Consider the following 22775-nt stretch of genomic DNA (forward strand, 5'->3'; position numbering starts at 1 on the left):
GCCGAGTGAAGCGGGCGCGATGACGGAGGCGGCGCCGGGTGCCCGTGGCGCGACCAGCGTGCAGGTCTGGGACCTGCCGCTGCGGCTCTGGCACTGGACGCTCGCCATCCTCGTTCTGGTCGCCTGGGTGACGCCCAACGTCTATGACCGGCTGCACCGGCTGACAGGTTATTCGGTGATCGCCCTGTTGGCGTTCCGGTTGATCTGGGGCTTTGCCGGCACGCGCTATGCGCGTTTCGGCAAGCTCGGCATCCGGCTGCGCGCCGCGCCGCGCTACATCTGGAATCTCCGCCGCGGCATCACCGGTCGCTATATCGGGCTCAATCCCGCGGGCACCGTGATGCTGGTGGCGCTGCTGCTCACGCTCGCGGTCTCCACGATCACGGGCGCAATGGAGGTCACCGTCGCCTTCTTCGGCGTCTGGTGGGTCGAGGACACCCATGCCTATGCCTCGGATGCGGTCATCATCCTGGCCGGCCTGCACGTGCTCGGCGTCATCGTTGTGGGATTGCTGCAGCGTCAGAACCTGGTGCGCGCGATGTTCACCGGACGGAAGTCCATTCACCGGCGGCATTGAGCGACGTCGAATCCGTGAGCCCGAGGCCCGCGAACAACTCCTGTGAAGTCAAAAACCCCAGTTTGTTTTTATTCTAATTCTAAAATGGAGTGATTCTAACGGCGAATCACTTCGGGAGGCTTCCGAAACGTTTCGAAAGAATGCTGTGCAGTGCTAGGTGCGCCCTTATGTCGCGGATCTTCTATTTCCGCCGATCCAGGGGGAGCAAATGTCATCGCATCACCGCACGGGCTTCGGTGCATCGAAATTCGAGCTCGGCTTCAGATCGAGGCGCGCGGCGCTGCTCGCCGCGACCGCGCTGTCGGTCTTCACCAGCGCCAGCGCCTTCGCTGCAGACGATAGCGCGAATGAGGCATTGCTGAAGAAGCTCGACAAGATGGAGCGGCGCATCGAAGCCCTCGAAGCCGAGTTGAAGGAAAAGGACAGTCATCCTCAGGCCGGCGTCGATGCAAAACCCTCTTCGCGGTCGACCTCGACCCGCAGCGTCACCGCGACGGCGTCACCCGCCGATGCGAAGGAGCCGGCGGACGCAAAGCAGGAAACGAAGGGGAGCAAGGGCAAGCTCGCAGCCCAATCCGCGGAGGCGCCCGCCAAGCCGATGCTGAATCTGCCGCCGCTGCCAGCGGCGGGAGACAAGCCCATTCTCGGATTAGTCGATTCACCCGTGCCCGGCCTCAGCATCGGAGCCTATGGCGAAATCAAGTTCGGCAGCGCGCAAAATCCGGCTGCCAATGGCCAATGGCAAAAGGGCTTCGATGCCCAGCGCTTCGTCCTGTTGCCGACCTATGCAATCACGCCAAACATCATCTTCAATGCCGAGATCGAGTTCGAGCACGCAGGCTCCGGATTCGACAACGACGATAAGCTGCACGGTACCGCCGAAATCGAACAGGTCTGGATCGATTTCAAGATCATCGATCAGTTCAACTGGCGCGCGCCGGGTATCGACCTTGTCCCGTTCGGCTACATCAACCAGCATCACGAGCCGACGCAGTTCTACAGCGTGAACCGGCCCGAGCTGTATCTCGGCCTCATTCCGTCAACATGGAAGGTTCCGTCAAGCAGCGTCTACGGGACGATCACCGAAGACATCAAGTACCAGGTGATGGTTGCGACCAGTAACGAAGACTTCGGCGATTCCTTCGACAATCGCACCGCGGCCAAGACCGTGCCGCTTCCGGGTACGGCGTACGCGGCGGGCATCGATGGCCTGAACGGGCTCGCCTTCTCGCGGCCCCCGCTCGGCGACTTCCAGCAGCTCAACAATGCGGTCGCGGTGGCAGGACGGCTGGACTTCACTCCGACATTCCTGCCGGGCTTCGCCGGCAGCGTCAGCACCTATTTCTCGCCGAATACGACGCCGCGCGGGGCGCACGACGATCTCGGCAATTTCCTCGGTCACTCGAGCCTGACGATGTTCGACGCCGAGTTCCGCTATCGCGTGCCTCAGACCGGCGTCGAGCTTCGCGGCGAGTATGTCCGCGCGGATTTCGGCCATCCGGAGAATCTGCGCGCGAACAACGATTCGGATCCCACCAACAACGTCGGCAAGTCGATGTATGGCTATTCCGGCGAGATCGCCTATCACGTGCAACTCGGTACCGTCCTGAACAGCGAGTGGGAGGCGGTACCGTTCTATCGTTACACCTACCAGAACCTGCAGACCGGTGGCTTTGCCGGCACGGACGCCAACACGCCGACCGGCGCGGGCCAGCGACAATATCATACGGCCGGCTTCGCGCTGTTCCCGTCGCCGAAGGTCGCGCTGAAGGCGACCTACCAGCACGTCATCGACAAGAGCATCACCGGCGCGATGTCGGATTCGTTCCTCGGTGGCGTCGGCTTTTTCTTCTGAGACCGACGTGGCGCGCAAGACATGGGCGCCGTGGCATGACGAAACCATGGGAGCGAAGTGAAAGATGAGTTGGGTTCGATATACGCTGCCGGCCGCGGCGATCGTGTCGGCAGCTTCGCCGGCCTATGCGGTTCAATATCTTTCGATCGAGGAGGCGCAAAAGCAGGCGTTTCCATCGGCGACGCATTTCACCGAGGTCCAGGCCGGCCGGGTCTGGAAGGCTGAGGCCGGCGGCAAGGTCGCGGGCTTTCTCGTCTTCGATCGGGTGATCGGCAAACACCTGTTCATTGACTATGCGGTGGCGCTGACGCCGGGCGGCGCGGTGCACAGGGTCGAGATCTTGCAGTACCGGGAATCCTACGGCGGTGAGATCACGAGTCCGAGCTGGCTTGCGCAATTTGTCGGCAAGACCAGCGGCAGTGCGCTCAAGATCAACGGCGACATCAGAAACATCTCGGGCGCGACGCTGTCGTCGACGCATGTCACCGAGGGCGTGAAGAGGATCCTGGCCGCCTATGCCAATCGCCTCCGATAGCACTCGCCGTGCGCGGCCATTGCTCGGTACCTTCGTGGAGATCGAGGTCGCAGCCGCCGGCCCCGAAGCGGATGCTGCCGTTGACGCCGCATTCGGTGCGGTCGCGCAGGTTCATCGGCTGATGAGCTTTCATGAGCGCGACAGCGATGTCAGCTGCCTCAATCGAGAGGCCGGCGTTCGGCCGACGCAGGTTCATGCCTGGACATTCGAGGTGCTGGAGGCGGCGGTCGAGATGCACCGGCGCTCCGGCGGGGTCTTCGACGTGACCGTTGCACCGGCGTTGCAAGCTGCCGGCCTGCTGCCCGGACCGGACAGCGGTCGGGCCGTCGCGCCGTGGCCGCGCGTCGGCGATGCGATCGAGTTGTTGCCAGAACGCACCGTGCGCTTTCGAGCCGCTGACATCACAATCGATCTCGGAGGAATCGCCAAGGGCTTTGCGGTTGACCGCGCCATCGAGGCGTTGCGCGGTTTCAACGTTCCGGCGGGGCTGGTGAATGCCGGCGGCGATCTTCGGGTGTTCGGAGCCGGGCCGTACACGGTCGATCTGCGCGATCCGCGCGAGCCGCTGCGCGTCTTCGCGCGTGTCGAGATGGCTGGAGACGCGCTGGCGTCGACGGCGCGCCGGTTTGATCTGGTTGAGGGTCCTTGTTTGGGCGCTTCTGCGATCATCAATCCCGCAACCGGGGAGCCGGCCGCTGCGATTATCGGCGCCACGATACACGCGCCCTCATGCGTGACTGCCGATGCTCTGACCAAAGTCGCGATGATCTCGGGGACGGATGCCGGCGACCTGCTCGAGCATTACGGAGCAAGCGCCCTGCTGATCGGGGTTGACGGGGACATTCTGATCACCTCCGGCTGGTCACAGGCGGTGCACCTTGCGGCTTAAACGTTCATTTCGTTACGCGATGTACGCCGCGTTTGCGGCGTTGTTGCTGACCGGCGTCGGCTGGTTGGTGGCGGATTGGCAAAAGAACATCGACGGCGCCGAGATATGGCAGCAGGTCGCCGCCAACCTGCTGATGGTTCATGGCGGTGTCGCCATGCTGGCGCTGCTGTTGCTTGGAGCGCTCGTTCCCGTGCATCTGCTACGCGCGTGGCGGAGCCGGAAGAATCGCATTTCGGGATCGATCATGGCGACGTTCAATGCCGCGCTGATCGTGACGGCCTTCGGGCTCTACTACCTCGGCTCCGAGGTAGTCAGGCCCTGGATGAGCTGGATCCATCTCAGCGCAGGACTTGTCCTGTCGCTGATGTTTCCGCTTCACATCTGGCTGGGCCGGCGCGAGCCGCGGTGAAGGGCCCTACTGCACCGGCGGGTCGCCGGAGGTGCGCTTCTTGGCGAGGTCCATCTCGGTGACGGCGATCAGGATCTCGGCGCGGGTCTTCAGGTCGGGCGCCTCGAGCATCGCCTGCTTCTCGGCCGGTCCATAGGGCGACATCATCGCCAGCGCATTGACCAGCGCCTCGTTCGGCGCGGATTCGATGCCCTCCCAGTCGACCTTCAGATTGTTGGCTTCCAGGAAATCGGCGAGCACTTCCAGCAGCGCCTTGCGGTCGACGGCATCCTCGCCCTTGCGCGCGGTGAAGTCGCCGGTGAAGGAGAAGAAGTCGACCTTGCACTGCCGGTACGGCGTCTGCACGTTCAGCTCCTCGACCACCTTGAAGCGCGCGACGCCGGTCAGTTCGAGGATGTAGCGGCCGTCACCGGATTCGGCGAGCTGGGTGATGCGGCCGACGCAGCCGATGCGGAACAGCGCCGGCTTCGCCTCGTTCTGTGAATGCGCCACGTCAGGCTGGATCATGCCGATCAGGCGGTGACCGTCGCGCAGCGCGTCGTCGATCATCGCGAGGTAACGCGGCTCGAAGATGTTGAGCGGCATCTGGCCGCGGGGCAGCAGCAGCGCGCCCGGCAGCGGGAACACCGGGATCACCTCGGGGAGCTCGCCGGGCCCGCGATATTCGGCATTGATCGGCATCTGCGGCCCCGCTGCTGTGACGGGCGTGCGTTACGAGAACAGGATCGTCGACAACCGCTTGCGCCCCTCGACGGTTGCCTCATCGGTGCCGCCCCACGCCTCGAAGAACTGCACCAGCTGCTTGCGCGCGCCGTCGTCGTTCCACTTGCGGTCACGCTTGACGATCGCGAGCAGCTGCTCGGTCGCCTCTGCGCGCTTGTTCATCGCATTGAGCGCGGTCGCGAGATCGAACCGGGCCTGATGATCGAGCGGGTTTGCGGCAACTTTCTGTTCCAGCTCCGCGATCGGGCCGACCGACTGCGCCTGCTCGGCGAGATCAATCGCCGCTTGCACCGCCTTTACCGCGGCGTCATTGCGCTTCGATTCCGGCACCATCGCGAGCGTCTGCTTGGCCTGCTCGACCGCGCCGGTCGTCATGTAGCATTTGGCAAGGCCGGCCAGCGCCGCGATGTTGGTGGCGTCATGCGCCAGCACCTCGGCATAGATCTGCGCCGCCGCTTCGGCATCGCCCTCGGCGAGCACTGCGTCGGCCTCGGCCAGGATCTCCGTGAGATTGGGCTCGCCGGCGGCCGGCACGCCCTTGGTGATCTTCTCGATGAAGGCGTTGACCTGGCTCTCCGGCACCGCGCCCATGAAGCCGTCGGCGGGCTGGCCGTTGACGAACGCGATCACGGCCGGGATCGACTGGATGCCCATCTGGCCGGGAATCTGCGGATGCTCGTCGATATTCATCTTGACCAGCTTGACCCGGCCCTTGGCGTTGCGAACCGCCTTTTCCAGGATCGGCGTGAGCTGGCGGCACGGACCGCACCACGGCGCCCAGAAGTCGATCATGACCGGCTGGCGGCGCGATTCCTCGATGACGTCCTTGACGAAGGTCTGGGTCGTCGTCTCCTTGATCAGATCGGGCGCTGCCTGGGGCGTGGGGTCGCCCTGCTCCATTATCGTCACGTTGTCCTCGCCTGCTTCTGAGGTCGGAAATCCGGGGCGTTCTAGCACGCTCCGCACGGCTCGTTCAGCCGTTCTGTCAGCCTAAATGGCGGTCACCCAAGCAAAGTTCAATCGTTTCCTGCCCGGCCTGTTCCATCGGAGATCGGGTGGGTTCGCGCCCCCGAACCGCCGATGATGGCACACCTTCATCGCAGCAGGGGATCGCCCATGGCAAAGGCCTATTACAGCACCGTGTTCGAGCAGCCGGCCGGTGAGGTCTGGAAAATCATCCGTGATTTCAACAATTACCCGGTCTGGGTCCATGGCGCGGGCGCCAGCGAGATCGAGGACGGCAAGTCCGGCGACACCATCGGGGCCGTACGCAATGTCCTGTACCGGGAACGGCGGATCCGGCAGCGGCTGCTCGCACAATCCGACATCGAGCGTTTCCAGACCTACGAATTTGCCGGTCCCCCGACCCTGCCGATGACGGATTTCAGCGCCACCCTGCGGGTGACCCCGGTGATCGACGGTGACCGGGCCTTTATTGAGTGGTGGGCGGTGTTCGATTGCGACGCGGACCGCCGCGTCGAACTGGCGCGGACGCTGACCGGCTGGTTCGAGACCTGGCTCGAATCGCTCCGGGATGAGATGGCTCTGAGGCTGGTTCCGGCCGAAACATAAAAAGAAATCGTCGCGACGACCGATTTTGGCCGATTCGGGGTCGATTTTTAAGGAAACCGTGCGATTTCGTGAAGCTCGGACCGCGCTCTTGTGTTGCATTCACAGACAGCTTTTGGCATAGGTCTGCCGTTGCCGGCGAGCGATCGCCGCCATTTCGGATGCGGGTGTAGCTCAGTGGTAGAGCACGACCTTGCCAAGGTCGGGGTCGAGGGTTCGAGCCCCTTCGCCCGCTCCAAAACATCTCGCTGACCGAGCTGACAGTCCGATGAAGGCCCGCCCGTTGGTGCGGGCTTTTTTGTTGCTCGGATCTCGCGACCGAGATGCCGCGCACCCGGGTCTACACGCGGTCGGGCAACCGGCAGAATTTCTGCGTCAGGATCTGCGATGGCCGCTTCTTCCCGCTGCCGCGCGTGAGCGACGCGGCGGATGTTGGGACCTGCGAGGCGGTGTGTCCCCCCGCCGAACTGAAGCTGTATTCCGGCTCCGACATCGACAGCGCCAGAACCGAAACGGGCGAGACCGACAAGGCGCTCGCAAACGCATTCCGATTCCAGTGCGAGATCGTGCCGCAATGCGCGTGCAGTGCCGGCGCGTCGACCGGATTGTCGCCGATTGCGATCGAGGACGACATGACGCTGCGGACCGGCGACATCATCGCTGCCGATGACGGCTTCAAGATCGCGGCGATCACCGGCGGGCAGCAGCGCAGCGTGTTGTTCAGGCCGCTGCCGAAAGCGAGGGCGCAAGCGCTCGGTCTATCGCGCCTCTCGTCGCGATAGACGCGGCGATATGCGTTAGCTTCATTTGAATATTACGCTGCGCTGCAGAATGCCTTGTTTGCAGGCAGCCTGCGCAGGAAAATTACATCTCAAATTACATCTCAAATTTCGTCTCAAATTTCGTCTCAACTTGTTTTGACGCAGCGCACACCACTGCACGCGCTTTTCAGCGTCGTTGGATGTGCTACCATTTTGCGGTCTGACCTACCTCACAGACCGCCACCATCATCTCTCAGGGCGTTCAAAATCAATAACAGGCAAGCTGCAACGGCTTGCGTAGGGGAGTGACGCGATGAAATCGGCTTTCAATCGATCCATACTTGCGTTCGCGGCGATTGCGCTGCTGGCGGGGACAACCTTCGCCAATGCGCAGCAACAAACCGACAAGAATCGTGCGTTGAAGAAGTACGAGTCCGGCACCAAGGAATTCTGGACCCATCCGCCGGATGACTGGTTCCTCGGCGACGAGACCGAAGCGCAGAAGGGCCTTGCCCCGCCGTCCGGTCCGCCGACCGGCGCGTCGGATTCCGAGCTCGCGGCGATGATGAAGAAGATCAAGCTGCCGCCGGGCTTCAAGATCGAGGTCTACGCCTCGAACGTGCTCGCGGCGCGGCAGATGGCCTGGGGCGACAAGGGCACGCTGTTCGTCGGCTCGTTCGGCCTCGGCAACGTCTATGCGATCAAGGACAACAACGGCAAGAAGGAGGTCAAGACCATCCTCAAGGGCCTCAACATGCCGACGGGCCTCGCCTTCAAGGACGGCGCGCTCTACGTCATCGCGGTCGACAAGCTGATCAAGTACGACAATGCCGAAGCCAATCTCGACAATCTCGGCAGCGGCAAGGTGGTGTATGACGACATGCCGTCCTACGCGGCGCATGGCTGGAAATACATCGCCGTCGACAAGGACGGCTGGTTCTACATTCCGTTCGGGCCTCCCTTCAACATCGGCATCCCGCCGACCTCGGTGTCGCAGATCCGCCGCGTCGATCCCAAGACCGGCAATGCGGAGATCTATGCGCTCGGCGTGCGCAACTCGGTCGGCGGCGACGTCGATCCGCGCACCGGCAAGTACTGGTTCACCGAAAATGCCCGCGACTGGATCAGCGACGATCTGCCGAGCGACAAGCTCAACATGATCTCGAAGATCGGCGAGCACTTCGGCTATCCCTATTGCCACCAGGGCAATCTGCCGGACACCAAGTTCGCGATGGGTCACAAGTGCTCGGAGTTCACCCCGCCGGTCTACAATCTTGGTGCGCACGTGGCTCCGCTCGGCATGAAGTTCTATACCGGCAGCCAATTCCCGGCCGATTACAAGAACAGCATCCTGATCGCCGAGCACGGCTCCTGGAACCGGCACAAGTATCAGGGCGGCCGCATCGTGAAGATCACCGCGAGCCCCGACGGCAAGAACGCCAAGCAGGAAATCTTCGCCTCCGGCTGGATCGAGGGTGACCAGGGCTATCTCGGCCGTCCGGCCGACATCCTGCTCGACAAGGATGGCTCCATCCTCGTCGCCGACGACTGGGCCGGTGCGATCTATCGCATCAGCTACAGCAAGAAGTAACGGTTGAACGCTTAAGAGGCTGCGGTAGCCACGTGGCGGCCGCAGCCTCTGTTGCGATCGGGCAACGGAACCCCTCGTCATGCCCGGACTTGATCCGGGCATCCATCCCAACAAAAACCCTTCAGCAAGCGCGATGGATTGCCGGGTCGAGCCCGGCAATGACAGCCGGAGAAACTGACAATGCGTCATGCGTCGTTTGGAGTCCTATCAGCGGCCATGCTGCTGGCATCTTCCGCCCAGGCTGCCGACGTCGCGGCCGGCAAGGCGAAGGCCGAGATCTGCGCCGGTTGCCACGGCGACAACGGCATCTCGCAGACCGAGAACATTCCCTCGCTCGCCGGCCAGCTCGACCAGTTCATCCAATGGCAGCTGGTGTACTTCCGCGCCGGCGCGCGCAAGAACGAGCAGATGCAGCCGATCGTCGAGCAGCTCAACAACGACGACATCCGCAATCTCGGCGCCTATTTCGCGTCGCTGACGCCGTTCAAGGGCGGCAAGGACGACAATCCGGACCTGTCCGAGAAGGGCAAGCAGGCTGCGGCCGGCCGCCGCTGTGCCTCTTGCCACGGCGACGGCTTCGCCGGCACCAAGGCGGTGGCCCGCATCGCCGGTCAGCGCGAGGAGTATCTCGTCAAGGCGCTGCACGACTACAAGTCAGGACAGCGCTCCGGCGGCGCGCAGGCCGCGATGGCCGATGTGGCGTATCCGTTGAGCGACGAAGAGATCACCGCGCTCGCGCATTATCTGGCGCATTTGTGAGAAGGCGCTCGCGCTCTCTTATCCTCCCCTGGAGGGGGAGGATCGGCGCGAATGAAATGAGCGACGAGGTGGGGTGACGGTCTCTCCACTCAAACAGTGCCCGTGTTGAGACATCACCCCACCCCGTCTCACATTCCGCTTCGCTTCATGTGAGCCGACCCTCCCCCTCCAGGGGAGGGTGGAAGTTACCCGCGCTGCTTCTCATATGCCTTGAGATGCGTATAGGCCGTGCGCAGCTTCGGCACCGGGATCTTGGCGGCGTCGGCGCGCACGATCAGGTCGCCGATCACGTGGTCGGCCTCGACCGGCTGCCCGGCCTTGATGTCGCGGAACATCGATGCGGTCATCGGCGAGCCTTCGGTGGTCAAGAGCCCGCGGGTGCGCTGGAAGAACGGGCCACCCGGCGAATGGCCGGCGTCTGCCGCGATCGCGCTGCATTCGTCGAGGATGCCGAGCAGGAAATCCTTGCCGCCGGGCGCGGCCAGGATATTGCCGACCGAGGTCCGCATCAGGCTGGTGGAGGCGGCGAGCGATGCCAGGAACACCCACTTCTCCCACATGTCCTGCATCACGTGCTCGCTGGCGGCGGCACCGTTGATCGCGGAGAAGGTCTCGGCGATCGCGCGCACCCGGTCCGACAGGCCGCCGGCGCGCTCGCCGAAACCGAGCGACTGCATCGGCTGCAGCTGCACCACCTCGCGCTTCTCGTTCAGCGTCGCCGCGATCGCGCAGAGGCCGCCGAGCACATGCTGCGCGCCGAATGTCTTGTCCAGCGCATCGAGATGCAGCATGCCGTTGAGCAGCGGGATGATCGCGGTTTTGTCGCCGATCGCGGGTGCAAAGGACTTGATCGCGTCGTCGAGGTCGAACGCCTTGCAGCTCAACAGTACGACGTCGAACTTGTCGGACAGTTTGTCGGCCTGCACGGTCGGCGGATTGTTCAGCGTGACATCGCCGTTCGGGCTCTTGATCACGAGGCCGGCGGAGGCGAGCTCGGCGGCGCGGCGGGGCCGGACGAGAAAGGTGACGTCGCGCCCGGCCTGAAGCATCCGGCCGCCGAAATAACCGCCGATCGCACCGGCGCCGACCACGAGAACGCGCATGGGAATTTGTCCTTCTTTGTTGTTGCCCGCGAGCGAGCGAAGAGCGAATGAGGAATGGCGAATAGATAGGGATGTCGCTCGACTATTCGCTACCTGCTATTGGCCATTCCCTCATCTCACTTTCCCGACACCAGTTCCTCGACTTCGCGCAGCTGCTCCTTGCCGAAAAAGATCTCGCTGCCGACGAAGAAGGTCGGCGAGCCGAACGCGCCGCGCTCGACGGCGGCCTGGGTGTTCGCGATCAGCTTGGCCTTGACGTCGGCGTCCTGCGCGCGGGCGAACAGCTTTGCGGCGTCGAGGCCGGAGGCGGCGATGGCTTTGCCGGCCACTTCCGGATCGTCCATCTTCTTCGGCTCGACCCACATGTGGTGGAAGGCGGCCTCGATGTATTTCTCGAACACGCCCTCGAACTGGGCGGCGACTGCCGCGCGCATCAGGTTCAGCGTATTGACCGGGAAGAACGGGTTCCAGACGTAGGGCTTGACGCCAAAGCGCTTGAGGAAGCGCTCGGTCTCGATCTTCATGAACTCGGGCTTGTTCTTGACGCCAGCCAGCGTCTCGGCGGGCGACTTGTTGTTGGTGGCCTTGAAGATGCCGCCGAGCAGGACCGGAACATATTCGAACTTGACGCCGGTGCGCTGCTCGATCGCCGGGATCGCCTCGTGGCTAAGGAAGGCGTTGGGGCTGCCGAAATCGAACAGGAATTGCGGGTTCTGGCTCACGGCGGTCTCTCCCTCGGCTTGTCTCGTTTGGGCTTTTAGCATGAGCCTGCTGCCGCAGGCGCCATCCGTAGAATATGATACTCATCATGTGAGCCGCAGCGCGCGATGTCAAATCAGCCGCTTGATGGTCTGCTTGCGCCATACCAGGGTGTAATAGGCCATCTGCAGCAGGAACATGGTTGCGAAGGTGACGGGATAGGCGATCCAGATGCCGCTGACGCCGATGCTGCGGCTCAGCAGGGTCGCGACCGGCACCTCGACCAGCGCGATCGCCAGGGTCGAGATGAACAGCGGCATCCACACCGTGCCGCCGGCACGCATCGCGCCCGAGAACACCGTCGCCATGCCGAACAGCACCATGCTCCACAGCACGATGTAGAGGAGCTGCTGCGCCAGCGCGAGCACCGCGGCATCGACGATGAAGAAGCCCATCAGCGGCCGCGCAAAGAGATAGCCGAGCGCGACAAGTCCGCCGGTCAGCGCGAGATTCATCTCGATCCCGGTGCGGACGATGGCGCCGACCCGGCCGGAATCGCCGCGGCCGATCGCCTGTGCGCCGAAGATCGACACGGATATGGCGATCGAGATCGCCGGAAACTGCACATAGCCGATCACCTGGTTGACCGCGCCATAGGCGGCGGTGGCGTCCGAGCCGAACCCGTTGACGAGGCCGAGCAGCACCAGTTCGGCGAGCGAGACCACCACCATGCCGATCGCGGTCGGAATGCCGAGCCGCAGTACGATGCGCAGTAGCGCGCCGTTCGGCCGCATCGCGCGCAGGAACGCGGCGTCGAAGGCCAGCGGATGCTTGTGCCTGAGCATGTGGACATGCAGCCAGAGCAGCGTGACGACGCCCGAAATCGCGGAGGCAATTGCGGCACTGGCGACGCCGAGCATCGGCAGGCCGAGCCAGCCCTGGATCAACGCCGGCGTCACGACGAGGCCGACGATGGTCGACACCGTCAGCGCCACCAGCGGCGTCACCGTGTCGCCGACGCCGCGCATCATTGCGGTGAGCAGCAGGAAGGCGAAGGTCACCGGCATCGTGATCATCATGATCCGTGCATAGGACACCGCGGCGTCGAGAACGTCGGGCGGTGTCGCGAGCGCGATCAACAGCGGCCGAGCGAACAGGCCGCCAAGGATCGCTATCGCCAGCGCCAGCAGCAGCGTCACCGTCATGGTGGTGCCGGCGACCGCCTTAACCCGGTCGGGCTCGCCGGCGCCCCAGGCCTGGCCGATCATGACCGACGCACCGGCGCTCAGCCCGATCACGAAGGAGATGAAGAAGAACATCACCGGAAAGAACACCGACGCCGCCGCGAGCGCGTCGACCCCGATCATCTGGCCGAGATAGATGCCGTTGATGGTGCCGAACAGCGACTGCAGCACGTTGCTCAGCAGCATCGGTGCAAGGAACGACAGGAAGGCTTTGCGTAGAGAAGGAGGCTTGGACACGTTCAACTTCCAAAAATCGAGGCAGTGAGGACGGCCGGAGCGGGTCTGCGGTTCTGCCCTGAAAGCCGAATCGCCGGCCCGTGGCCGTCACCTGTTTCGCGCGAATGTGCGTCAGTCCGCTTGATCGCTATAGGCGAGCTTGATCGCGTGGTCGCGGATATCGGCCGGCCAGTCCGCGATCAGCGTCGCAAAACGCCGCCGGTCGTGGGCGAACAGGGCGCGGATCGCATCCTCATAGTTCGGCCGGTTGCCGGCCATCGTTGTCATGAAGCGATAGGCCGCATCCTGCGCGCTGCGCGTGCGGTCCTTGTCGCCGCTTGAGCGCCGCGCTTCGTCGATCAACTTGCGGATCGCCACCGATGCGCCGCCCTTCTGCTGCGCGAGCCAGTCCCAATGGCGCGGCAACAGCGTGATTTCGCGCGCGACGACGCCGAGTTTCGGCCGTCCGGGACCGCGCGGCGCGGCCGGTGTTGCCGGCTCCTCGTCGAGGAGAGGCGCGGGCTTCGGCAACCGCGCCAGCACGTCGTCGACCGAGCCGCGGAAATCGATATCGACCAGCGCCGAGGTGCGGCCGTTGAACACCAGGACCGCAGCATCCTTGCGCTGGTCGAGCAGCTGCTTGGCGGCGCGCGCGACCTCCGGGAGGTCGCCGGCCCCGATGCGATGCTCGCCTTCGAAGGCGACATAGGCAGGATTCATGGTAGACCTCTCCGATTGCGCGACGTATTGCCCGGGTCATTTCCAGCAAGCACGGCGCGTCGATCTCGACTTTCCTGTTCCCGGCTGGCACCAAACGCCGCCCGATAGCGCCGATATTTCAGAGGACGCCCATGCTGACGGTTCATCATCTCAACAATTCCCGCTCGCAGCGCGTGCTGTGGCTGCTCGAGGAATTGGGGGTGCCCTATGAGATCGTGCGCTACCAGCGGCAGCCCGACATGCGCGCGCCGAAGGAGCTGCGTGCGATCCATCCGCTCGGCAAGTCGCCGGTCGTCACCGACAACGGCAACACCATCGCGGAATCCGGCGCGATCCTCGAATACATCATCGCGACCTACGGCAATGGACGCCTGATCCCGCCGGCCGATACGCCGGAGCGGCTGCGCTACACCTATTGGCTGCACTATGCCGAAGGCTCGGCGATGACGCCGCTGCTGCTGAAGCTGCTGTTCACGCTGATGCCGAAGCGCGCGCCGGCGCTGCTCAGGCCACTGGTACGCAAGGTCTCGAACCAGGCGCTGTCCACGCTGGTCAATCCGCAGCTCAAGCAGCACATGACCTATTGGGAAGGCGAACTCGGCAAGAGCGAGTGGTTCGCCGGCAACGAATTCTCCGGCGCCGACATCCAGATGAGCTTTCCGCTCGAGGCGGCCGCCGCGCGCGGCGGGCTCGAGGACGGCCACCCGAAATGCGTCGCGTTCCTGGAGCGCATCCACGCCCGCCCGGCCTATGCGCGGGCGCTGGAGAAGGGTGGACCATACGAGGTCGGCCGCTAGCATCTCGCTCATCGCGGCAGCTCGACCAGCGGCAGCAGCCGCGAATCGGCCAGCGCCGCGGTGCGATGCCCGCGAGGTAGGCCTCCGCCACCGCGAAGGCCAGGAACTCACCGCGGCTCTTCTGCCGGATCAGCATCGCGCGATCCCAGCGCTCGCCCTCGGGCCCGATCAGGAACGAGCCGCCTTCAGCCATGAACAGGATGTCGCCGCCGCTCTTCTGCAGATGCGGAAGCGTGTGGGCGACATAGCGGTCGTAGGCTTCCGCACCCGTGATCGGCTGCAACGGGGCCAGCTCCGGGCTTTGCGAATAATCGGCGATCTCGCGGAAGCGCAGCAAATTGAGCATCACCAGCTCGCCGGTGATCGCGCGCTGGGCAAAGTCGCGCCCAGCGTTCCAGGTCGGCTCCAGATAGCAGGCGGTGTCCATGTCAGCTCGTCCCATTCGCTCTTGATGGCGAGATTTTACCCGGGTGTAATTGCCTTGTCAATAATATCCGGGTATAAACTGCGGACTGATCCGACAGGAGCCGCCATGAAGACCGAGGACCGCAAGCTGGCCATCGCCGACTACAAGAAGCGTGCTGCCGTCGCCGGCGTGTTCGCGATCCGCAGTCGCGCGACCGGCGAGGTCTGGGTCGGGCAGGCTCTCGACCTTGAGAAAATCCAGAACCGGATCTGGTTCACGCTGCGGATGGGCAGCCATCGCAATGCCGAGCTGCAGCGCGCCTGGTCGGCGCATGGTGCCGACAATCTCTCGCTCGAAACGCTGGAGCGGATCGAGGATGAGGAGCTCGGCTATGTGCGCGATACGCTGCTCAAGGAGCGCGTGCAGCACTGGCGCTCACTGCTGAACGCGTCCACAGTCTAGCCGCCTAGCGCGACGTCTGCGCGCCGCCGACCGACGGCAGAGGCTGCACGGTGACCCCGGGCGGCGGCACGTCGTCGTCGGGCACGAAGAAATCCTGCATCAGCGGCACCGAGGGATCGACGCGATAGCGTTCGAAGTCGCGTATGCCGTTGGCATAGAGCACCTTGTCGTCGATGCAGAAATTGCCGGTGAATTCGCGCGATGGCCGCGTGATGATCGCGTAAGCCGCATCGCCCATGATCTCGGGCGTGCGGCTCGCCCGCATCATGGCGTCGCCGCCGAGCAGATTGCCGACCGCGGCGGTCGCGATCGTGGTGCGCGGCCACAATGCGTTGACGGCGATGCCGGCGGATTTCTGCTCGCCGGCCAGCCCGAGCACGCACATGCTCATGCCGAACTTTGCCATCGTGTAAGCGGTCGAGTGCTCGAACCATTTGGTCTTCATGTCGAGCGGCGGCGACAGCATCAGGATGTGTGGATTCTCCGCCTTCTTCAGATGCGGAATGCAGTATTTCGACACCATGAAGGTGCCGCGGGTATTGATCCCCATCATCAGGTCGTAGCGCTTCATGTCGGTCGTCTGCGAGGGCGTCAGGCTGATGGCGCTGGCATTGTTGACGCAGACGTCGATGCCGCCGAATTCGGCGACGGTCTGCTCGATCGCCGCCATCACCTGCGCCTCGTCCCTGATGTCGCAGATCACTGGCAGCGCCTTGCCGCCCGCGGCGCGGACCTCGTCGGCGGCGGTATAGATCGTGCCCTTCAGCTTCGGATGCGGCTCGGTGGTCTTCGCCGCGATCGCGACATTGGCGCCGTCACGCGCCGCGCGAAGCGCAATCGCCAGCCCGATGCCGCGGCTCGCACCCGAGATGAACAGCGTCTTGCCTTTGAGCGATGTCATGAAAATGGCCTCCAGTTAGGGACGCACACTATCAGGGCTCCCTCCCCCCTTGCGGGGGAGGGTTGGGGAGAGGGGTAAGCCACATACACCGTCTTCGCGGCCACCCCTCTCCCTAGCCCTCCCCCGCAAGGGGGGAGGGAACGACGGAGCAAGCGGCGCGATCGTCGCGCCACTGCGACAACGCTACCCACCCGCATGCAGCACACGGCCGCGGGTTTCCGGCAGCGCGTAGGCGGCGATGAAGAATACGGCATAGGCCGCCACCGCAAAGATCGCGATCGCGTTGGCGAGCGTCGTCGTGGTCGAGAGCGCGCCGACCAGGAACGGAAACAGCGCACCGACGCCGCGGCCGAAATTGTAGCAGAAGCCCTGGCCGGAGCCGCGCAGCCGGGTCGGATACAGCTCGGTCAGGAACGCGCCCATGCCGGAGAAATAGCCCGAGGCAAAGAAGCCGAGCGGGAAGCCCAGCACCCACAGCACCTCATTGGACAGCGGCAGCTGGGTATAGAGCAGCACCACCGCGATGGCGCCGAGCGAGAAGATCAGGAACAGGTTGCGCCGGCCGATCCGGTCGGCAAGCCAGGCGCCGACCAGATAGCCGATGAAGGAGCCGATGATCAGCGTCGCGAGATAGCCGGTCGAGCCGACCACCGAGAGCTTGCGCTCGGTGGTGAGGAAGCGCGGCACCCAGAAGGTGATGGCGTAATAGCCGCCCTGCATGCCGGTGCCGACCAGCGAGGCCAGCAGCGTGGTCTTCAGGATCGGTCCCTGGAAAATCTCCCACAGCGCCGCGGGCCCGCTGCCGGATGCCTGCTGCTGCGCCATCGTCGCGGCGGAGATCTCCGGCTCGGTGACATAGCGGCGCAGATAGAACACCAGCAGTGCCGGCAGCGCGCCGATCACGAACATCCAGCGCCAGGCGTTTTCCGCCGGCAGGATCGAGAACAGCACCGCCTGCGCCAGCACCGCAAGGCCCCAGCCGACCGCCCAGCCCGACTGCACCGAGCCGACCGCGCGGCCGCGATATTGCGGCCGGATCGCCTCGCCGATCAGCACCGCGCCGGCCGCCCATTCGCCGCCGAAGCCGAGACCGAGCAGCGCGCGGGCGATCAGCAGCTGGTCGAAATTCTGCACCAAAGCGCAGACCAGCGAGAAGAACGAGAACCAGATGATGGTGAGCTGCAGCGTCTTCACCCGCCCGATCCGGTCGGAGAGATAGCCGCCGAGCCAGCCGCCGACGGCGGAGGCCAAGAGCGTCACGGTGCCGGCGAGGCCGGCTGTGCCGGCATCGACCTTCCACAGCGTGATGATGGTGCCGATCACCAGCGGATAGATCATGAAATCCATGCCGTCGAGCGTCCAGCCCGAGGCGCAGGCCCAGAATGTGCGCCGCTCCTGCAGGTTCATGTCGCGATAGAAGGCGAGGAGGCTGGTGTCCTCGATCTCTGCGACTTCGATTGATTTGGATTCGGCCGTGCTCATGCGCGTTCCCCGGAGAAATCTATCACCGGCTGTTTGCGATCCGCGGCCGGAGTTACGCGGACCGCCAATCTATCGCGATGTTGCAGGAGGGGCAAAGGCGGCTTTGCCAGCCTTTAGTACCCTGCAGCCTCCGAGCCGCGTGTGCGTGGATCGGGCGCGCCGAGCAGACCGCTGGTCGTGACGACGATCGAGTTCGCGGAGGAGTAGCCGAGCGGCTCGACCGGCTTGTGGCCCTTGGCGCGCAGCTCGGCGAGCACCTCGTCGGGAAAACCTTTCTCGATCCGGACCTCGTCGGGCAGCCATTGGTGATGCATGCGGGGCGCCGCAACCGCGGCCGCGATGTCCATCTTGTAGTCGATGACGTCGACGATGATCTGCGTCACCGCGGAGATGATGCGGCTGCCGCCGGGCGATCCCGTCACCAGCACCGGCCTGCCGTCCTTCAGCACGATGGTCGGCGACATCGACGACAGCGGGCGCTTGCCGGGTCCCGGCAGATTGGCCTCGAAGCCGACCAGACCGAAGGCGTTGGAGGCGCCGGGCGCCGCGGTGAAATCGTCGAGCTCGTTGTTGAGCAGCACGCCGGTGCCGTCGGCGACGAGGCCGACGCCGTAGGGGAAATTCAGCGTATAGGTGTTGCTGACGGCGTTGCCGGCGGCATCGACCACCGAATAATGCGTGGTGTTGTCGCCCTCGTGCGGCTGCTTGGCGTTGCGCACATCGGTCCAGGGCGTGGCGCGGGCAAGATCGATGGTCGCGCGTTGCCTCGCGGCATAGTCCTTGTCGATCAAGAGCTGCGTCGGCGCGTCGACGAAGGCGGGATCGCCGAGATAGCGCGCGCGATCGGCATAGGCCCGCTTCATCGCCTCGATCATGACATGCAGCGAGGCGGCCGAGCCTTGCTTCAGGTCCGACATCGGAAAGCCTTCGAGGATGTTGAGGATCTCCAGCAGCACGACGCCGCCGGAAGAAGGCTGCGGCATCGAGACGATGTCGTAGCCGCGATAGGTGCCGCGGATCGGCGTGCGGATCACCGGCTGGTAGGTCTTCAGATCCTCGAGCGTAAAGATGCCGCCGGCATTCTTGATGCCGCTGACGAGCTTCTCGGCGACGGCACCTTCGTAGAAGCCGCGCGGGCCCTGTTCGGCAATCGCGGTCAGTACGCCGGCGAGATCGCCCTGGATCAGGCGGTCGCCCTCGTGCAGCGGCGTGCCATCGGCGTGCGAGAACGTCCTGGCCGAATTCGGCCAGCGCGACATGCGGCGATACATGTCCGCCAGCGTATCCGATGTATCGTCGGTGACGATGAAACCATCGCGCGCCAGATCGACCGCGGGCTTGAGGATCTGCGCCAGCGTGAACTTGCCGGAGCCGTATTTCTCGAGCGCCAGCGCGAGGCCCGCGACCGTGCCGGGCACGCCGATCGCGAGCGCGGAATTGCGCGACCTGTCCGGATCGGGCTTGCCGTCGGCATTGAGGAACATGTCGCGGGTTGCGGCCTGCGGCGCGGTTTCGCGATAATCGATAGCGACGTCTTCATTGCGGCCGGCGAGATGGATCACCATGAAACCGCCGCCGCCGATATTGCCGGCGCGCGGATAGGTCACCGCCATCGCAAAGCCGGTGGCGACCGCGGCGTCGACTGCGTTGCCGCCTTGCCGCAGGATGTCGGTGCCGACGCGCGCCGCCAGCTTCTCCTGCGCCACCACCATGCCGTTTTCGGCGTGAATGCTTTGAATGGCAGCGTTGGCTGAGGGCTCGTAAGCGCGGCGTTGCACCTGGCCCAAGGCCGGTGTCGCGATGCCGATCATCAGGAGCGCGGCAAACAGCCGTCGCGACATATTTGCCGTCAGCGCCATCGAATTGTCCTGCCCTGTTCGTCGCCGTATCAGCAAAACCGGCCCATGCTATATGGGAGCGGATTGGAGCGGCAAAAGCCTGCCCGTGGTTCGAGTTGGGGAATATCTTTCGCGATGACGGCAACAATGCAGACGGGCACCGGTGATGCGAAGGTCTATCCGGGACGCGCAGCCGTCATCAGCTGGATCTTCTTCGATTGGGCCGCGCAGCCCTATTTCACGCTGATCACGACCTTCGTGTTCGCGCCGTATTTCGCGAGCTTCGTCGCGCCCGATGCCGCGAGCGGGCAGGCGCTGTGGGGCTTTGCCACCGCGGCGGCGGGACTTGCGATCGCGCTGCTGTCGCCGGTGCTGGGCGCGATCGCCGACGCCAGCGGCCGGCGCAAGCCATGGATCGCGGTGTTCGGCGCGCTGCTGGTGATCGGCTCGAGCGCGATGTGGATCGGCACGCCGGGCAATCCCGACATCATCCCCATGCTGCTGCTGGCCTATGCGATCGCCAGCGTCGGCGTCGAGTTCGCGACTGTGTTCAACAACGCGATGATGCCGACGCTGGTACCGCCCGACCGGATCGGACGTCTCTCCGGCACCGGCTGGGCCACCGGCTATGTCGGCGGCATCCTGAGCCTCGTGCTGGTGCTCGGCTTCCTCGCCGCCAATGCCGAGACCGGCAAGACGCTGTTCGGCTTCACGCCGCTGTTCGGGCTCGATCCGGTCATGCATGAGGGCGACCGCATCACGGGACCGCTGACCGGGCTGTGGTTCATCATCTTCGTGACGCCGATGTTCCTGTTCACGCCGGACTATCCGGCGAAACGCCCGATGCGCGAGGCGCTCGGCGAGGGCCTGCGCGAGCTCAGGGAATCATTGGCGAGCCTGCCGAAGCAGAGGTCGCTGGCGCGATTTCTGCTGGCGAACATGATCTACACCGACGGGCTGGTCTCGCTGTTCGCGTTCGGAGGCATCTATGCCGCCGGCACGTTCGGCTGGGACACGATCCGGATCGGCACCTTCGGCATCATTCTCGCAGTCGCCGGCACATTCGGCGGCTGGCTCGGCGGCAAGCTCGACGATCGGTTTGGGCCGAAGCGCGTGATCACGGGCAGTCTTGTGATCCTGCTGTTTGCGATCGTCGTGATCCTCACCGTGAACAAGGATTCCATCCTGTTCATCCCGGTGGCGCCACCGGTGCCCGGCGGTCCATTGTTCGCAGGCGCTGCCGAGCGCGCCTATATCGTGCTGGGCTGCCTGATCGGCGCCACCGGCGCGCCGCTGCAGGCGGCCTCGCGCTCGCTGCTGATCCGCCTCGCGCCGAAGGATCGCATCGCGCAGTATTTCGGCTTGTTCGCGCTGACCGGAAAGGTCACGTCGTTCATCGGCCCGCTGCTGATCGGCGCGATCACCGCGGCGACCGCGAGCCAGAAGTACGGCATGGCGGTGCTGGTGGCGTTCTTCGTGGTGGGCCTGGCGTTGCTGGCGAAGGTGCGAGAGTAAACCACCGCCGTCGTCCCGGCCTTCGCCGGGACGACAAGCCGATGGGCTAATGCCTGAAATGCCGCACGCCGGTGAACACCATGGCGATGCCGTGCTCGTCGGCGGCCTTGATCACCTCGTCGTCGCGCATCGAGCCGCCGGGCTGGATCACCGCGGTGGCGCCGGCCTCGATGCAGGCCAGCATGCCGTCGGCGAACGGGAAGAACGCGTCGGAGGCGACCACCGAGCCCTTGGTCAAGGGCTCGGCGAGCTTCAGCTCGGCCGCCGCATCCAGCGCCTTGCGGGCGGCAATGCGCGCCGAGTCGACGCGGCTCATCTGGCCGGCACCGATGCCGACGGTGGCGAGGTCCTTGGCGTAGATGATGGTGTTCGACTTGACGTGTTTTGCAACCCGGAAGGCGAATTTGAGATCGCGCAGCTCGGCGTCGGTCGGCGCGCGCTTGGTCGCGACCTTCAGGTTCATGTCCTCGACAACAGCATTGTCGCGGCTCTGCACCAGGAGGCCGCCGGCGACGGTCTTGGCGGTGAGCCCGATTGCGCGCGCGTTCGGCAAGCCGCCGGCGAGCAAGAGGCGCAGATTGCGCCGGCCGGCGATGATCGAGATCGCCTCTTCGGTCGCATCGGGCGCGATGATCACCTCGGTGAAGATGCCGATGATGGCGCGCGCGGCATCCGCATCGAGCGTGCGGTTGACCGCTATGATGCCGCCATAGGCCGAGGTCGAGTCGCAGGCGAGCGCGCGGGCGTAGGCGGTGGCGAGATCCGGTCCCTCGGCGACGCCGCAGGGGTTGGCGTGCTTGACGATCACGCAGGCCGCGGTGCGCTGCGGGTCGAACTCGCCAACGCATTCATAGGCCGCGTCGGTGTCGTTGATGTTGTTGTAGGACAGTTCCTTGCCCTGCAGCTGGCGCGCGGTCGCAACGCCCGGCCGCTTCTCCGGCGTGGCATAGAATGCCGCAGTCTGGTGCGGGTTCTCGCCATAGCGCAGCGACTGGATCAGCCTGCCGCCGAAGGCGCGGAAGTCCGGCGCCTTGGTGTCGAGCTGCACCGCGAACCAGTTCGAGATCGCAGCGTCATAGGCCGCGGTGCGCGCATAGGCCTTGGCGGCGAGCCGCCGGCGCAGGCCGAGCGAGGTCGCGCCCTTGTGCGCGGCGAGCTCGTCGAGAACAGACTGATAGTCGTTCGCTTCCACCACCACTGCGACGTCGTCATGGTTCTTGGCCGCGGCGCGGATCATCGCGGGGCCGCCGATGTCGATGTTCTCGATGCACTCCTCGAAGCCGGCGCCTTTGTCGACGGTGGCCTCGAACGGATAGAGATTGACGACCAGGAGGTCGATCGGCGCGATGCCGTGCGCGGCCATCGCCGCCGCATGTTCCTTGTTGTCGCGGATCGCCAGCAGGCCGCCATGCACTTTCGGATGCAGCGTCTTGACCCTGCCGTCCATCATCTCGGGGAAGCCGGTGAGCTCGGAGACGTCCTTGACCTTCAGCCCGGCCGCCGCGATCGCCTTGGCAGTGCCGCCGGTCGAGACCAGCTCGACGCCGTGGTCGGCCAACGCCTTGGCGAAATCGATCAGTCCGGTCTTGTCGGAAACGGACAACAGAGCGCGGGTCACGCGGCGAAGCTGCTCGGTCATATCGGAAAATCCCTGGCTGTTAAGGCAGCCGGGTAGCATGGTTTCGTGCGGCACGAAACCGCTTCTCGAGGCCGATTCCCCTGAA

Annotated in this window: 22 protein-coding genes and 1 tRNA gene; 13 read left to right on the top strand and 10 right to left on the bottom strand. The window is 64.7% G+C overall.

The genetic code is table 11. The features are described from left to right. Positions 1 to 19 precede the first annotated feature (19 nt). The 5 genes from XH92_RS01270 to XH92_RS01290 all read left to right on the top strand — a co-directional run bounded on the left by XH92_RS01270 (position 20) and on the right by XH92_RS01290 (position 4265). Entirely contained in the window at positions 20 to 577 is a 558-nt protein-coding gene (locus tag XH92_RS01270; RefSeq protein ID WP_194457619.1) for a cytochrome b/b6 domain-containing protein, read from the top strand. Between the two features lie 208 nt (positions 578 to 785). Next, positions 786 to 2432, top strand: a complete 1647-nt coding sequence (locus XH92_RS01275; protein WP_246788164.1) for a hypothetical protein — start codon at positions 786 to 788, stop codon at positions 2430 to 2432. A gap of 64 nt (positions 2433 to 2496) precedes the next feature. After that, complete coding sequence (locus XH92_RS01280; RefSeq protein WP_194457620.1) at positions 2497 to 2967, top strand: FMN-binding protein; 471 nt, start codon at positions 2497 to 2499, stop codon at positions 2965 to 2967. 19 nt (positions 2968 to 2986) lie between these two features. Continuing rightward, a complete protein-coding gene (locus XH92_RS01285) occupies positions 2987 to 3856 on the top strand; it encodes an FAD:protein FMN transferase (protein ID WP_246788166.1) in 870 nt (289 codons plus the stop codon). A 43-nt stretch (positions 3857 to 3899) separates the two neighbouring features. Further along, a complete protein-coding gene (locus XH92_RS01290) occupies positions 3900 to 4265 on the top strand; it encodes a hypothetical protein (protein WP_194457622.1) in 366 nt (121 codons plus the stop codon). 6 nt (positions 4266 to 4271) lie between these two features. Here the strand turns inward: XH92_RS01290 and XH92_RS01295 are convergent, their stop codons facing one another. Both XH92_RS01295 and trxA read right to left on the bottom strand, forming a co-directional pair. Beyond that, complete coding sequence (locus tag XH92_RS01295) at positions 4272 to 4946, bottom strand: LON peptidase substrate-binding domain-containing protein (protein ID WP_050401328.1); 675 nt, start codon at positions 4944 to 4946, stop codon at positions 4272 to 4274. A 30-nt stretch (positions 4947 to 4976) separates the two neighbouring features. Further along, positions 4977 to 5888 carry a thioredoxin gene (gene trxA, locus XH92_RS01300; RefSeq protein ID WP_371818118.1) on the bottom strand — a complete coding sequence of 304 codons (912 nt, stop codon included), beginning with the start codon at positions 5886 to 5888 and terminating at the stop codon, positions 4977 to 4979. A 216-nt stretch (positions 5889 to 6104) separates the two neighbouring features. On the opposite strand from trxA, the gene XH92_RS01305 reads away from it, so the two are divergent. The 5 genes from XH92_RS01305 (at position 6105) to XH92_RS01325 (ending at position 9668) form a co-directional block, all read left to right on the top strand. Then, positions 6105 to 6560: an SRPBCC family protein gene (locus XH92_RS01305; RefSeq protein WP_246788168.1), complete on the top strand. Its 456-nt coding sequence runs from the start codon at positions 6105 to 6107 to the stop codon at positions 6558 to 6560. Positions 6561 to 6720: 160 nt separating this feature from the next. Beyond that, a tRNA-Gly gene (locus tag XH92_RS01310) sits at positions 6721 to 6795 on the top strand. An 85-nt stretch (positions 6796 to 6880) separates the two neighbouring features. Next, a complete protein-coding gene (locus XH92_RS01315) occupies positions 6881 to 7339 on the top strand; it encodes a DUF2865 domain-containing protein (protein ID WP_194457625.1) in 459 nt (152 codons plus the stop codon). Between the two features lie 292 nt (positions 7340 to 7631). Further along, positions 7632 to 8909, top strand: coding sequence for a sorbosone dehydrogenase family protein (locus XH92_RS01320; protein WP_194457626.1), 1278 nt, complete (start codon positions 7632 to 7634; stop codon positions 8907 to 8909). 180 nt (positions 8910 to 9089) lie between these two features. Then, positions 9090 to 9668, top strand: a complete 579-nt coding sequence (locus XH92_RS01325) for a cytochrome c (protein WP_194457627.1) — start codon at positions 9090 to 9092, stop codon at positions 9666 to 9668. A gap of 185 nt (positions 9669 to 9853) precedes the next feature. Here the strand turns inward: XH92_RS01325 and panE are convergent, their stop codons facing one another. The 4 genes from panE to XH92_RS01345 form a co-directional block, all read right to left on the bottom strand. Beyond that, entirely contained in the window at positions 9854 to 10771 is a 918-nt protein-coding gene (gene panE, locus XH92_RS01330) for a 2-dehydropantoate 2-reductase (RefSeq protein WP_194457628.1), read from the bottom strand. A gap of 116 nt (positions 10772 to 10887) precedes the next feature. Continuing rightward, positions 10888 to 11493: a 2-hydroxychromene-2-carboxylate isomerase gene (locus tag XH92_RS01335; RefSeq protein ID WP_371817916.1), complete on the bottom strand. Its 606-nt coding sequence runs from the start codon at positions 11491 to 11493 to the stop codon at positions 10888 to 10890. Between the two features lie 108 nt (positions 11494 to 11601). Next, positions 11602 to 12957, bottom strand: a complete 1356-nt coding sequence (locus tag XH92_RS01340; RefSeq protein WP_210345533.1) for an MATE family efflux transporter — start codon at positions 12955 to 12957, stop codon at positions 11602 to 11604. Between the two features lie 105 nt (positions 12958 to 13062). Then, complete coding sequence (locus XH92_RS01345) at positions 13063 to 13650, bottom strand: DUF2239 family protein (RefSeq protein ID WP_194457630.1); 588 nt, start codon at positions 13648 to 13650, stop codon at positions 13063 to 13065. Between the two features lie 131 nt (positions 13651 to 13781). Between XH92_RS01345 and XH92_RS01350 the strand changes: the two genes are divergently transcribed. Both XH92_RS01350 and XH92_RS01355 read left to right on the top strand, forming a co-directional pair. Continuing rightward, positions 13782 to 14447 (top strand): glutathione S-transferase family protein, encoded by a 666-nt coding sequence (locus XH92_RS01350; protein ID WP_194457631.1) that lies wholly within the window; start codon positions 13782 to 13784, stop codon positions 14445 to 14447. Positions 14448 to 14979: 532 nt separating this feature from the next. After that, the gene (locus tag XH92_RS01355; RefSeq protein WP_194457632.1) at positions 14980 to 15315 is read left to right on the top strand and encodes a GIY-YIG nuclease family protein; all 336 of its coding nucleotides are present in this window, start codon (positions 14980 to 14982) and stop codon (positions 15313 to 15315) included. A gap of 4 nt (positions 15316 to 15319) precedes the next feature. On the opposite strand, the gene XH92_RS01360 is transcribed toward XH92_RS01355, so the two are convergent. From XH92_RS01360 to ggt, 3 genes are all read right to left on the bottom strand, one after another. Continuing rightward, complete coding sequence (locus XH92_RS01360) at positions 15320 to 16216, bottom strand: NAD(P)-dependent oxidoreductase (protein WP_194457633.1); 897 nt, start codon at positions 16214 to 16216, stop codon at positions 15320 to 15322. Between the two features lie 183 nt (positions 16217 to 16399). Then, entirely contained in the window at positions 16400 to 17698 is a 1299-nt protein-coding gene (locus tag XH92_RS01365) for an MFS transporter (protein WP_194457634.1), read from the bottom strand. A gap of 113 nt (positions 17699 to 17811) precedes the next feature. Then, positions 17812 to 19557, bottom strand: a complete 1746-nt coding sequence (gene ggt / locus XH92_RS01370; RefSeq protein WP_194457635.1) for a gamma-glutamyltransferase — start codon at positions 19555 to 19557, stop codon at positions 17812 to 17814. Between the two features lie 126 nt (positions 19558 to 19683). Between ggt and XH92_RS01375 the strand changes: the two genes are divergently transcribed. After that, entirely contained in the window at positions 19684 to 21051 is a 1368-nt protein-coding gene (locus XH92_RS01375; protein WP_194457636.1) for an MFS transporter, read from the top strand. Between the two features lie 46 nt (positions 21052 to 21097). Here the strand turns inward: XH92_RS01375 and purH are convergent, their stop codons facing one another. Continuing rightward, positions 21098 to 22690, bottom strand: a complete 1593-nt coding sequence (gene purH, locus XH92_RS01380) for a bifunctional phosphoribosylaminoimidazolecarboxamide formyltransferase/IMP cyclohydrolase (RefSeq protein ID WP_194457637.1) — start codon at positions 22688 to 22690, stop codon at positions 21098 to 21100. Between the last annotated feature and the right edge of the window lie 85 nt (positions 22691 to 22775).

The organism is Bradyrhizobium sp. CCBAU 53421 (assembly GCF_015291625.1).
Classification (GTDB): domain Bacteria; phylum Pseudomonadota; class Alphaproteobacteria; order Rhizobiales; family Xanthobacteraceae; genus Bradyrhizobium.

Coding starts and splice junctions, on each gene's coding strand:
- XH92_RS01270 (WP_194457619.1), top strand. CDS start 20: ATGACGGAGGCGGCGCCGGGTGCCCGTGGCGCGACCAGCGTGCAGGTC.
- XH92_RS01275 (WP_246788164.1), top strand. CDS start 786: ATGTCATCGCATCACCGCACGGGCTTCGGTGCATCGAAATTCGAGCTC.
- XH92_RS01280 (WP_194457620.1), top strand. CDS start 2,497: ATGAGTTGGGTTCGATATACGCTGCCGGCCGCGGCGATCGTGTCGGCA.
- XH92_RS01295 (WP_050401328.1), bottom strand. CDS start 4,946: ATGCCGATCAATGCCGAATATCGCGGGCCCGGCGAGCTCCCCGAGGTG.
- trxA (WP_371818118.1), bottom strand. CDS start 5,888: ATGGAGCAGGGCGACCCCACGCCCCAGGCAGCGCCCGATCTGATCAAG.
- XH92_RS01305 (WP_246788168.1), top strand. CDS start 6,105: ATGGCAAAGGCCTATTACAGCACCGTGTTCGAGCAGCCGGCCGGTGAG.
- XH92_RS01315 (WP_194457625.1), top strand. CDS start 6,881: ATGCCGCGCACCCGGGTCTACACGCGGTCGGGCAACCGGCAGAATTTC.
- XH92_RS01320 (WP_194457626.1), top strand. CDS start 7,632: ATGAAATCGGCTTTCAATCGATCCATACTTGCGTTCGCGGCGATTGCG.
- XH92_RS01325 (WP_194457627.1), top strand. CDS start 9,090: ATGCGTCATGCGTCGTTTGGAGTCCTATCAGCGGCCATGCTGCTGGCA.
- panE (WP_194457628.1), bottom strand. CDS start 10,771: ATGCGCGTTCTCGTGGTCGGCGCCGGTGCGATCGGCGGTTATTTCGGC.
- XH92_RS01345 (WP_194457630.1), bottom strand. CDS start 13,650: ATGAATCCTGCCTATGTCGCCTTCGAAGGCGAGCATCGCATCGGGGCC.
- XH92_RS01350 (WP_194457631.1), top strand. CDS start 13,782: ATGCTGACGGTTCATCATCTCAACAATTCCCGCTCGCAGCGCGTGCTG.
- XH92_RS01355 (WP_194457632.1), top strand. CDS start 14,980: ATGAAGACCGAGGACCGCAAGCTGGCCATCGCCGACTACAAGAAGCGT.
- XH92_RS01360 (WP_194457633.1), bottom strand. CDS start 16,216: ATGACATCGCTCAAAGGCAAGACGCTGTTCATCTCGGGTGCGAGCCGC.
- XH92_RS01365 (WP_194457634.1), bottom strand. CDS start 17,698: ATGAGCACGGCCGAATCCAAATCAATCGAAGTCGCAGAGATCGAGGAC.
- ggt (WP_194457635.1), bottom strand. CDS start 19,557: ATGGCGCTGACGGCAAATATGTCGCGACGGCTGTTTGCCGCGCTCCTG.
- XH92_RS01375 (WP_194457636.1), top strand. CDS start 19,684: ATGCAGACGGGCACCGGTGATGCGAAGGTCTATCCGGGACGCGCAGCC.
- purH (WP_194457637.1), bottom strand. CDS start 22,690: ATGACCGAGCAGCTTCGCCGCGTGACCCGCGCTCTGTTGTCCGTTTCC.